The sequence below is a fragment of the Empedobacter sp. GD03865 genome (assembly GCF_029840775.1).
Classification (GTDB): domain Bacteria; phylum Bacteroidota; class Bacteroidia; order Flavobacteriales; family Weeksellaceae; genus Empedobacter; species Empedobacter falsenii_B.
The window spans coordinates 32,954-45,613 of record NZ_JAOCDF010000031.1; the positions used below are offsets into that span (position 1 = coordinate 32,954).

Below are 12,660 nucleotides of genomic sequence, written 5' to 3' on the forward strand. Positions count from 1 at the left end.
AAGTTTTGAATAGTGACTCTCTTGAAATTTTAATCAAGCAATGTCAAGAACAAAATAGAAAAGCTCAAGAAGAAATTTATGTTGAGTTTTCACCTGTTTTGTTCTCGATCTGTCTTCGTTATGCCGAAAATTATGAAGATGCGCAAGATATTTTTCAAGAGGGTTTTATTCACATCTTCAATAAAATAAATCAATTCAAATTCGAAGGATCTTTTGAAGGTTGGATGAAACGAATAATGGTAAATCTTAATTTAGAAAAACTAAAAAAGAAGAATAATTTACCTTTTGAAGATTTCGAAAATCTCATTATCACACAGGAAGATGACGACGAAGTTGAAGAAGATTTTGATTATCAACAGTTGTTAGAAGCCGTTCATAATCTTCCACCACAATATAGGCAAGTTTTTAACCTCTACGTTTTTGAAGAATATTCGCACCAAGAAATTGCAGAAATGCTGACCATTTCGGTTGGAACTTCAAAATCAAACTTATCAAGAGCACGAAATTTATTAAAACAAAAACTCAATCAATTAAAAACTGTCACAGAAGATGAACAAATTTGATCAACATATTAAAGATAAACTCTCGCAACCACAACTTCCTCCTTTGGATGCTTGGAAAAATATTCAAGAGAAATTAGACGAGAAAGAAAAGAAAAAACGCATCATTCCTTTATTTTATTGGATTGGTTCTACAGCAGCGTGTTTAGTTACGGGAATTTCTATTTATTATTTTAATCAAAATGATGCGGTTAACGTTAATCATACTCCGACTAATGAAGTTGTAAAAACGAAATCGACTTCTAAAGAATCTATCGAAAAAGATTGGAATAATATTGAACATACAAATGAAAGGTCTTCTGATAAAAAGATTGTTTCTTCTGTAAAAAATTCGACTGAATCAAATCAAAAAACAACTCAACACTCAAATTCGTATTTTGAAAATATAATTGGAGAATCATCTTTATTTTCGAATATAATTCCGGATAAAAAAGAAGATAAAACACAAGAATTATCTCAAAAGAATTCAACTCAAAAAGATAATTTTGTACAAAATAATTCTTCAATCAATCCAAAAAATGAAGTTTCTGAAAAAGAAACTAATCCTAAAATTTTAGAAGAAAAACCATTAGAATTAGTTCTTCAAGAAGAGGAAAAAAAGAAAGAGAAAGTAGAAATCAAACAGAAATCTCCACTTCTGACGATTTCTTCGTACATCAATCCAACAAAAGTGTTAGAATCAAAATCTATTTTAGCAAATGAATTTAATGATTACAACATCAAAAATAACATTACAGTTGCTTATGGCGCAAAAGTTTCTGTTCGATTAAATGATAAGATAAATGTTCGTTCGGGAATTGCAAAAGTTGAGTTGGAACAAAATACAACCAATATAAATTCGGGAATCAATACAGGTGTTTATGCACTTTCTGCAAGCATGCCAAAATCATCTAACAATATCACATATCATTCGAATATTCGAGTTGTAGGTGATAATACATCACATACGACAATGACCATGTTGTCTTCTGAAACAAATAATATGGAGCAAAAAGTGCATTATATCGAGATTCCGTTAGAAGTTGAATACAAATTAGCAAGTTTTGATAAATTCAATCTTTTAGCAACTGCTGGTGGAAGTTATTATGTGGTCACAAAAAACACAATTTCTTTGGAAGATGTTAACACAAGATCTCAATATAAATTGGGTGAAGCGAGCAACTTGAATGATATGAGTTATAGCGCGAATGCAGGTGTTAAATTGGAGTATAATTTATCGAATAAATCGAGCATTAATCTTGAACCAAACTATAGATATATGCTAAATCCATTGAAAAATGTTGATGCTAAAAACCCATCTTTATTAGGATTGAATTTAGGTTTTTCAATTAAATTTTAACAAAAAAGACGAAGATTATTCTTCGCCTTTGTTATTGTTTAATTTGATGACAATTGTGTTATTTTCTTCGGTCATTTCTACTTTAGCTTCCTCAAAAGTTGGTTCGCGCAAAATAGGATCCAAGTTTTTCGAAAAACCATAAGGTTCTTTACGAACGCCTAAAAAACTTTTGTCTAACTTTTTGTTATTGTTCGTATCCAAAAAAACTTTTACCGCATAAAATGTTGGTTCAATATCTTTAAAAACCGTTTCATACTTGTCTATATCAGCAACTGGAACGTACAATTTTTTGAATGCATTTTGACCTTTTGTATAATTTTCTACATTTCTATAAAACTCTATAGCCAAATTTCCTTTCATTTTCTTAAGGTTTGTGATTGATAGTTTTACATCAATTTGAGCCATTGCCATTTGAGTAAAAAATAACACAATTAATATAAGAATCTTCTTCATTTTTTTATTTTTTTAATCAATTCATTTACAAATAATTAAAACCTACTATTTGTAAAAAAATTTATAAATTATTAGGATGAAAAAGTATCTCTTTTTTACCCTAACAATTTGTTTCTCAATCGGAATAATTTTATCCGAATTATTAATTCCTGCTACAAATTTACGAATTATATTTTTTTCATTAATTATTCTACTTTTTATCTCTTTGTTAAAAAATAATAATCGTCAAAATATAATCACTTTTTTAGGCATTTCGATGATTTTAGGCTACTATATTCATCAAAATTATAATAGACATTCAAAAATTGATTTCGAATCTGTTTCGAAAATTCATTTGCTAAAAGTCGTTTATAGTTCTAATTCAACCGAAAAATACACCAATTATGTTGTAAAAGATATCGAAACGAATGAGCAAATTTTACTTCATATCAAACCTCAACAACAAATTTTATATCCCAATGATGAAATCATCATTTTCGGAGAAAAAAGGGAAATTCAAGAACCATTGAATCCATATCAATTTGATTATAAGCATTTTTTAAATAGAAAAAGAATTTATTCTCAAATCTTTACAGATGAAATTATTTCTATTCACAAAGAAGGAAACGGTTTTCGGAATTGGGTTGCAAAATCTAAAGTCAAGATTCGAGAAAAGCTAACAGAACAAGGTTATTCACTCGAAAGCAGAGCGATAATTTCGTCTATGCTTTTGGGTGATAGAACCGAGCTTTCGCAAGAACTTAATCAAAGTTATGTGGCGACCGGAGTTGTACATATTTTATCTATTTCTGGTTTGCATGTGATGATGATTTACATGATTTTACAATTCGTTTTGCAACCATTAATTAAGCTAAAAAATGGTCGGAAAATTAGAATAATTATTAGCTTAATATTTATCTGGGTTTTTGCATTTTATGTCGAATTAGAACCGCCAGTTTTTCGTTCTGCATTGATGATTACCATTTATTACATTAGCGAATTACTCAATCGACCGAAAAATATTTTTCATACACTTTCACTTTCCGCCTTTATTATTCTAGTTTTTCAACCAAATTATTTGTTTGATGTTGGTTTTCAATTGAGTTTTTCAGCAGTCTTTTTCATTGTTTGGCTCAATCCAATTTTCGAGCATTATTGGAAGGTTAAAAATAGTTTCTTGAAGAAAATTAAGATTATGATTGAAACAAGTTTATCTGCACAACTAGGAACTTTACCAATTTCGGTCTTGTATTTTAATCAATTTTCGGGTTTATTTTTATTTGGAAATTTAGTCTTGATCCCTGCTTCTTTTTTGATGATTTGTGGTGGTATAATTAGTATTCTTCTCATCATTTTTGATCTTAATATTCCAATTTATACGTGGATTTTCAATCATTTTATCTATTATTCAAATCAATATATTTATTGGTTAGCGAATTTCAAGTTTATTGCAAAAGATGTTTACATCAGTTTATTTACCGCAATTTTGATTGGCGTTATTTTATATGCGTCGAAACCATTATTCTTGAAAAAATCTAAACTAGCATTATTTGTTTGTCTAATTTCTTTATTCCTAATTGAATTTGAAAGATATTATCAAGTTTATCAACTCAATCATTCGAATGAATTGATCGTTTTTAATCAATATAAAAATAGTATTATCGGAATAAGAAATCAACGAAGTTTAGCAATTTTAAGTGAAAATCCTTTGGATGAAAAAACATATAATTTTAAGATTAAACCTTATAAAATTCACGAAAGAATAAAAGATGTTAGTTTCTACTCTTATGATTCAGACTTTAAACATCAACATTTTATCAAACATCCAAATTCTATTGAAACGAAGTCATTTAAGCTCTTATTAAATGAAGAACATTCTGATATTCCTTTTTATGTGTTAATTCATCAATCAAGGCTTTATCCTTTCGAAAATAATGAAAATTTAAAAAGGGTAATTGCTGATGCCAGCAACTACCCTTCTATTGTTACAGAACTCGAAAAAACTTCTGATTCTGTTTTATGGAAAACCTCTCAACAAGGTTATTTCTCGATTAAATTTTGATATCGTTTATGAAATCTGTTGAACTACGATAACCCAAAACGACTTTGTTGATATCTCCTTTTCCGTTCATCAAAACAGTTGCAGGATAACTCAATTGTCCGTTTGTAAAGGCATATGCCATATAATTCGCTTTAGCAGGCGCAATATATGTATACTGAATTCCCATAAATTTTACCATATCCTTTGTTTCTGCATCAAATTTTACCGCAATATAATTTTTGTTTACATAATCTGCGACTTTATTATCTGTAAAAGTTTCTTTGTCCAAACGCTTACAGAATCCACACCAAGTTGTATAAAAATTAATCAATACAGGTTTTTCTGGATGTGCTTTTATTTCCTTTGTTGCTTCGTCTAATGATAACCATTTAATTTCTTGTCCGAAAAGAAATGATGATAAAATTAGGGCAGCGATTGCTAAGCTTGATTTCATAAATTTCAATCTTTATTATTTAACTCCGTGCATCAATTTCTTCATAACTGGATTTAATGCGATAACGATTAAACCTGCTACAATTGGTACAATTGTAAAAATTAAGAAGAAAGTTGATAACGAATATTCTTTTGTAATATTTTCGATTTGACCTCCTAAAATGGCTGCCAATTTGTTACCAATTGCAATTGCAAGGTACCACATTCCGAACATAAATGCAATCATACGTGCTGGAACTAATTTTGATACGTACGAAAGTCCAACTGGAGATAAACAGAGCTCGCCCAATGTATGGAACAAATAAGCTAATACTAACCAGATGATAGAAACGCGAACGCCTTCTGAAATTCCGTAAGAACCGAAAGCTAAGAATCCGAATCCGATTGCCATAATGATTAATCCTAAACCATATTTTACAGAAGCTGATGGGTTGTATTTAGAATCCCAAACACGAGAAACTAATGAAGCTAATGCAATGATGAAGAAAGAGTTTAATGTAGAGAACCAAGAAACGGTAATTTCTACTTGAGAATCTTTAATCTCTGCTACTTTCGCAGGAACAACTTCAGATGGTTTGTTTTGATTTTTATATTCAGTATCTAATTTCACTAAACTTTCTGGAGAAACTAATACAAATTTATCTCCTTCTTTGTGAATGCTAATATCTGAACCTTTTGTTAAAGCGTCTTGAGAAGCTAAATTAATTGTTTCAGTAACAATTTTATCTGTAGAATTTGCAACATAAGAAGCCGTAACTGGTGTTTTATCAAAAACAGGTTGACCTTCTTCGTTCATCACTTGTTTACCAGAGTCGTCTAATTTAGCCGTTTCAATTGCTTGGTAAGAAACATCGTAAGAGTGAGAAGTCCAGTTATAGTTTAACATCCAAATTGCAGCAGCCCAAATTCCTAAGAAAGTAAACGCTAAAACAACATTAGATAAAGCCGCTTTTTTAAATGTTTGTTTTGCTAATAAAATCAATACATACGAGATGAACAATAATGGAACAACTGTTAATAATGTATTGAAAACGTTGAATGCCATTGCAGCACCTCCAATTAAGTTACGTTCTGTATTATCACGCGCAAAGATTACTAATGATGTAGCTCCTTGTTCGAAAGACATCCAGAAGAAGATAACGAAGAAAGCAAAAATAATTACCGCAATCATACGATCACGAACCACTTTTGTATAATTTGCCAAACGACGAATTACCACAAAGAAGAACAAGAATAATGCTACTAAAATAACGACATTTTGTCCTGATAATCCTCCGATAGAGAATGGGAATAAGTTAATTCCACCAATTGCATTTAACGGATCATTGAACGCATATCCTAATCCTAAAAGCGTCATAATAACGATCAATACTTGATCTAATACTGTAAAAGGATTTGGTTTTTCTCCTGGTTCGTATTTTGGTGTATCATCATCAGCAGTAATTTGATTTCCTGTTTTTGAAGGAACCTCACCGATATACCCAAATAATGGTTTTGCTAACCAGAACTGTAATGTTCCTAATAACATGAAGATTCCAGCTAAACCAAATCCCCAGTGCCATCCTACTTTTTCTGCTAAGAATCCACACAACATCATTCCGAAGAATGCACCAGCGTTAACTCCCATGTAGAAAATTGTATAAGCACCATCCTTTTTCTCAGGAAAGTCTTTGTACATTTCTGATAAGATAGATGTCATATTTGGTTTAAAGAATCCTGTTCCAATAACCAAACACGCCAATCCTAAATATAAAAAGATAGGTGTATCAAAAGCCATGAATGCATGACCAAGAGTCATAATAATCGCACCAATTACAACTGCCCATCTATAACCTATGTATTTATCGGCAATAATACCTCCAAAGATGGGCGTAATGTATAATAACATTGCGTATGTTCCATATAAAGCAGTTGCTTTTTCTATAGACCATTCCCAACCTGGATTTAACCCAATAACTGCAGCTGTTAAAAACTGAATTAATAAAACGCGCATTCCGTAGAATGAAAAACGCTCCCACATCTCTGTAAAGAAAAGCACGAACAACCCTGACGGATGCCCAAGTACTTTTGAATCAAAGAAATTTTCTGATTTTGAACTCATGTTTGTTTGTTAAAAGTATATCTTAAAAGTTATTTTACGTCTTGCATTAATTTACGAATAAATGGAGACAATACGATGACAACAACACCTGCAACTAAAGAGTAAATTGCCAATTGTTGATAACCATCTGTATAAGCCATTAATTTATCTGTTAAAGATGCTGTTGGACTTGGGTCTGACATTCCAGCTCCTAAGATTCCTGCTAAATATTGCCCGTAAGCAGATGCTAAGAACCATAATCCCATCATCATTCCTCCTAAGTGTTTTGGAGATAATTTTGTTACCATTGATAATCCAATTGGTGATAAACACAACTCTGCAATTGTAACTGCAAAATATGCTAATGCAAATATTTCTAATGATGATAATCCATTTTCGTCAGCAAAAAATCTTAAAGAATAGAAGATATAATAAGCCCCTGCTAACATCAAGAAAGCTAAACCAAATTTTACAACTGTGTTTGGCTCAATTTTCTTTTTCGCCATCCATAACCAAACTAAACCTAATAAAGGTGAGAAAATAATAACATACAATGAGTTTGCACTATTATTCACAATGTTTGGATCTAATGGAACGCTAAATAAAGTTGAATGTAAGTTTTTGTTTGCAAACAAAGCTAAAGAACCTCCTGCTTGCTCAAAAATTGCAAAGAATAAAATAGAGAACGTAATCATGATAAAAGCAGCGATAAACTTACTTTTTTCTTTAGAACTTGGTATTTTATATAATTGAATTAAATAATAAATAATTGCCAATGGTCCTACAATAAACATAAACATATCTGTGTATGCTGTATTATGAATCATGATAAAAATTAAAGGAATACAAACCAATGCTCCTACATATACGGCTACTTCTCTAATTAATCTTTTCTTAGGATCCATTTTTTCAAGTGGAGAATCTCCAATTGGTCCCAGCTCGTTACGGATAAATAAGAATAAAACAACTCCAATTATCATTACGATACCAGCCGCTAAGAAAGCATAATTCCAACCAACTTGTTTACCTAAATAAACACAAACTATACCTCCTAAAAATGCACCTATATTAATCCCTGAATAAAATAAACCGAATCCAGCATCACGTCTTGGATCATCAGCTTTGTACAGTTCTCCAACCATCGAAGAAATATTTGGTTTGAAAAAACCTGTTCCAATAATACTTAATGTAATTCCGTAATAGAAAAATTGATGAGGATCTGTTGCAATTAATAAGTTTCCTGCAACCATTACCAACCCTCCGAAGATTAATGATTTTTTGAATCCTAAGATTCTATCTGCAAAAATACCTCCGATAAAAGTAAATGCATAAACAAAAGCTTGGATTGCTCCATATTTTAAATTTGATTCTGCATCCGTTAATCCCAACATATCTACCATAAAAATGGCAAGAACTCCTCTCATTCCGTAGAAGCAGAAACGCTCCCACATTTCTACCATAAACAAATGCCAAAGCTGTTTTGGGTATTTCCCTTCAAAGTTTTGAATTTGCTCTAAAGTTAATTTTTGACTCATAATTTCTTTAACTAAGCGCTAATATATCATTTAGATTTTATTAGCAATCAACGAAAATAAAAAAAACCTCCGACAATGCAGAGGTTTTTTTTGTTTAATGTATGATTTTTGTCAATTTGAATAATGTTTCATCTTATTCATTGGCGTATTCTAATAAATACAGCTTTTTTCTTACAAATTCTTCTTGATAAAGTTTGTCATTTTACGGTAAAGCTGAATACGCGTGTTTCCACCATAAATCCCGTGATCTTTATCGGTATAAATTGCCATATCAAAATCTTTGTTCGCTTGTACCAACGCTTCCGATAATTCGAATGTGTTTTGTGGATGCACATTATCATCAGCAGAACCAGAAATTAATAAGAAATTACCTTTTAAGTCATTTGCATAATTAATTGGTGAATTATCGTCATAACCAGCTGCATTTTCTTCTGGTGTACGCATAAAACGCTCTGTATAAACAGAATCATAATAACGCCAATTCGTTACAGGAGCAACTGCAATCGCCGCTTTGAACACATCATTCCCTTTGAATAATACATTCGAAGCCATGAATCCTCCGTAAGACCAACCCCAAATTCCGATACGAGATTTATCTACATAAGGTAAATTACCAATCTCTTTCGCCGCAGCAATTTGATCCTCTACCTCATATTTCCCTAATTGCAAATATGTTTGTTTCTTGAAAGCTTCTCCTTTGTATCCCGTTCCACGACCGTCAACACAAAAAACGATGTAACCTTCTTGCGCCAACATCATGTGCCAATAATCATTCGAGTTGAAATAAGCATTGTTTACATTCTGAGAACCTGGTCCAGAATATTGATACATCAAAACTGGGTATTTTTTGTTTGGATCAAAGTTTTTTGGTTTGATTACATACGCATTCAATTCATTTCCTGCTGCAGTTTTCAACACAAATAATTCTTTTGTTCCAATATTATCTGTAGTCAATTTATCTTTTAAAGAAGTATTGTCAACGATAACACCCAAATCTTTTCCAGATTTAGATTCTACTAAACTAATTGTTTTTGGAGTTGTTGTATTCGAAAAAGTGTTAATAAAATACGTAAAATTCTTACTGAAAGCAGCCGAATTTGTTCCATTATTTTTCGTCAACATTGTTGTTTTCTTACCATCTAAACTAACCGAAGAAATTTGTCTTTCTGTCGAAATACGTTTTCCATTATTTGAGTTTGATTGATAATAAAGTGTTTTATTACCAGGATTATACCCATAGTAATTCGTTACCTCCCAATCTCCTTTCGTCACTTGGTTAATTAGCTTTCCGCTATCTGCATAATGGTAAATATGGTTATTTCCATCGCGCTCAGAAGTCCATAAGAACGAATTATCTGCTAAAAATTCTAATGTTAAATTATCCGTTTCTATCCACGCTTTATTTGTTTCAGTAAATAATTTATTTACTTTTTTCGTGTTGATATCATAAAACGAAACATCTACATTATTTTGATGACGGTTAGACGTTACAACCGTTAATAAATTCGCTTTTGTAGAGAACTTAATTTTCGGAATGTAATAATTCTGAACTCCGCCTAAATTAACATTTGCAGTTGAGTTATTCTTCGTATCAAAAACATGTAACGAAACTTCCGAATTGTCTTGTCCTGCTTTTGGATATTTGTAACGTAATTCTTGTGGATAAAGATTATTGTGGTAAATCGGAATATTAATTTCTTTGACTTTCGATTCGTCAAAACGAACATAAGCCAAAGACGTTCCATCAGCATTCCAATCAAAATTTCTTACGAAACCAAACTCTTCTTCATAAACCCAATCGTTGATCCCGTTGATAATATTATTCTTTTTACCATCCGTTGTAACTTGAATTACCTTGTTCGATTTTAAGTCTTGAATGTATAAATTATTCTCAAAAGCAAAAGCTACCTTAGAAGCATCTGGCGAAAACAAAGGCTCTTGAATTCCTTTTCCATCAAATAACAATACTTTCGATTTTGTTTGTGTATCATACACTTCAAACTTTGCTGTAAACGAATGGCGATAAATTTGGTGCGAATTAGTTTGCAATAAAACGTAACGCTCATCAGAACTAAATTCATAACCTTCAAACTTTCCAGGAACGACAACTACATCAGAAGTCTGACCTTTTTTCAATGTCGATTCATACGAACGTTTTACCAATCCGTCTTTTGTCAGAATAGTATAATTTTCTCCATCGTTCAATGAGTTCACACCGTACAAAGAATTTTCGCGGTATTTTCCGCCATATATCCCTTCAATGGTTATTTGTTGTGCATAAGAATAAGCGCCCATCGCAAGGATAGCCAAACTTAAAATAAATTTTTTCATATTAATTTTCTAATCATGTGAGTTCAAACAATCAAATATAAACAATTCTATTTTCTCAAATAACACATTTCCTCGAATAATCCATTATAATCGTTCATATAAACGAAAAACTCTTCACTATTTTATATTTTAAACAATTTACAGATAATCGTATTTCATCATTTTTATCAAGAATATTATTAATTCAATCAAAACAATTTAAAATAATCAAATATTTGTAATATAATCATTTAAACAATACAAATTACATTTTTCACAAAAAGTGACCACAAATGTCCGGTTTTGTCCACATTTGTCCACTTCTGTCCTCCAGTATTTTTATCAACAATATGTTTTAGTTAATTGAAACTCCTATACAAACCTCTGTATATCTATGTTTCACATCATATCGAAAAATAGCTCATTTTACTCTTGTTCGACCATCGTTCGACCTTTGTTCGACCGTCCTTCGACGAACTTGCGGAAAAATGCACCTTTGCGAGGACAATGGTCGAAGAACGGTCGAAGAAAACACGAATAAACTCTATAGAGAGTTATAAAAAAAATAATAACGTTGCAGTAAAAAATTAGTACGAAAGAAAAATAATTTTGTCTGATATGAATACCTTCACTCAACGATTAAATGCTTCTTTCAGAGCATTTTAAATTACAAACTTGTTTGTTCAAAACTGCACTCTCACAATATCAAAGTTTTAAGCCATTTAAAAGAGGTGTATAATAATGATTATGTTTAATAGTCTTATATTAATAAATACATAGAAAATTATCCGTTTTAAATTATTTATATAGATTTTTTTTCTAATTTACACTTATTGTTTTTTTTCTTAAAAAAATCTTTATATCATTGTTAGAACCTAATCGTTAGGACAATTAAAAATCAATTTTAAAATTTATTACTATGAAAAAATTTACTTTATTAAGTCTTACTTTATTATTAACAACAAGTTCTTTTATATCATCTTGTAGTAATGATGATGACTCATTTAAAAAAAATGAAATAATAAATAAAGAATTCTCTACATCAACTTTTGTAGATAAAATAAGTAACGGTTCTGTTTCTTTATTAAGTGAGAAATCTATCTCTTTAAATAAGAATATTTCTAATAAAAATAATCAAAACGAATATGACAATAATGGTGTAGAGATTATTTTAAAAAATGCTAATAATACAATAGTTAAAGTAACTACTTTTAAAAACTTAAAAAATGAAAATCAATTTCTATCAATTGTTGAAAATCAAGACCAAAAGAAGTATATAGAGTACGTTCAAAATATAGACTCTAATGGTAATGTATTAAACTACAACCTATTAGAAAAATCGGATAATATAATTCAAAGTAGAGATGGAAGAAGTTGGTGGCAATGTATGGGAGATGGTTTTCAAAATAGAGATTTCGTTACAACCGTAGGTATTTTAGGTGCTGCTGGTGGTGCTGGGTGTGTTGCCTGTGGTATAGCAGGTGGTGCTATTGTCGGTGTTTTAGCTTTAGGATGTTTGGGATAAAATTATGTTGAATAATATTTCTAAATTTATATCTTCTACAATTCTACTATTGTTAATTTATTTTAATTTTAGAGAAAATTTATATATAAAAATTTTATGTGTAATAATTTTTATTATTTCTGTTATTTTTTTTTTAAAAAAAATCTTTTGTAATAAAGATCATTTATAGAGCATTGCTTGCCAATGCTATTAATTCTATATTATAATTTCTTATTGTTTTAATATTTTCACTAAAAATAATCTTATTTTTTCACCTTTCGTAGAATAACCTAATAATAATTCAAAAAATATCTATAACACCTTTTATGTTAAGTAAAAGGTGTTTTTTATATTTTAGAATATCAATTTTGAAGTGGATATTTTCTTCAAAAAGTTATAGTACAAT

Annotated in this window: 9 protein-coding genes; 4 read left to right on the plus strand and 5 right to left on the minus strand. The window is 30.3% G+C overall.

Features of this window, described 5'->3' with window-relative positions; genetic code table 11:
- The first annotated feature begins 5 nt into the window (after positions 1–5).
- Together N5D46_RS11615 and N5D46_RS11620 are read left to right on the plus strand one after the other, a co-directional pair.
- Positions 6–563: a sigma-70 family RNA polymerase sigma factor gene (locus tag N5D46_RS11615; protein WP_038333274.1), complete on the plus strand. Its 558-nt coding sequence runs from the start codon at positions 6–8 to the stop codon at positions 561–563.
- Entirely contained in the window at positions 550–1,899 is a 1,350-nt protein-coding gene (locus tag N5D46_RS11620; RefSeq protein WP_280050035.1) for an outer membrane beta-barrel protein, read from the plus strand. Before N5D46_RS11615 ends, N5D46_RS11620 begins: the two co-directional genes overlap by 14 nt.
- A gap of 15 nt (positions 1,900–1,914) precedes the next feature.
- Here the strand turns inward: N5D46_RS11620 and N5D46_RS11625 are convergent, their stop codons facing one another.
- Positions 1,915–2,352 carry a DUF2141 domain-containing protein gene (locus N5D46_RS11625; RefSeq protein ID WP_257468052.1) on the minus strand — a complete coding sequence of 146 codons (438 nt, stop codon included), beginning with the start codon at positions 2,350–2,352 and terminating at the stop codon, positions 1,915–1,917.
- Between the two features lie 76 nt (positions 2,353–2,428).
- On the opposite strand from N5D46_RS11625, the gene N5D46_RS11630 reads away from it, so the two are divergent.
- On the plus strand, positions 2,429–4,393 hold the full coding sequence (locus tag N5D46_RS11630; RefSeq protein ID WP_280050036.1) for a ComEC/Rec2 family competence protein: 1,965 nt from the start codon (positions 2,429–2,431) through the stop codon (positions 4,391–4,393).
- Here N5D46_RS11630 and N5D46_RS11635 read toward each other — a convergent pair.
- The 4 genes from N5D46_RS11635 to N5D46_RS11650 form a co-directional block, all read right to left on the minus strand.
- Positions 4,383–4,826 (minus strand): thioredoxin family protein, encoded by a 444-nt coding sequence (locus N5D46_RS11635; RefSeq protein WP_125348917.1) that lies wholly within the window; start codon positions 4,824–4,826, stop codon positions 4,383–4,385. The two genes, N5D46_RS11630 and N5D46_RS11635, sit on opposite strands and share 11 nt — an antisense overlap.
- 15 nt (positions 4,827–4,841) lie before the next feature.
- On the minus strand, positions 4,842–6,926 hold the full coding sequence (locus N5D46_RS11640) for a peptide MFS transporter (protein WP_280037725.1): 2,085 nt from the start codon (positions 6,924–6,926) through the stop codon (positions 4,842–4,844).
- 29 nt (positions 6,927–6,955) lie between these two features.
- Positions 6,956–8,440 carry a peptide MFS transporter gene (locus N5D46_RS11645; protein ID WP_125348915.1) on the minus strand — a complete coding sequence of 495 codons (1,485 nt, stop codon included), beginning with the start codon at positions 8,438–8,440 and terminating at the stop codon, positions 6,956–6,958.
- Positions 8,441–8,611: 171 nt separating this feature from the next.
- Positions 8,612–10,771 carry a S9 family peptidase gene (locus tag N5D46_RS11650; RefSeq protein WP_125348914.1) on the minus strand — a complete coding sequence of 720 codons (2,160 nt, stop codon included), beginning with the start codon at positions 10,769–10,771 and terminating at the stop codon, positions 8,612–8,614.
- Positions 10,772–11,669: 898 nt separating this feature from the next.
- Here N5D46_RS11650 and N5D46_RS11655 point away from each other — a divergent pair.
- The gene (locus tag N5D46_RS11655; protein ID WP_280050037.1) at positions 11,670–12,275 is read left to right on the plus strand and encodes a hypothetical protein; all 606 of its coding nucleotides are present in this window, start codon (positions 11,670–11,672) and stop codon (positions 12,273–12,275) included.
- Positions 12,276–12,660: the final 385 nt, after the last annotated feature.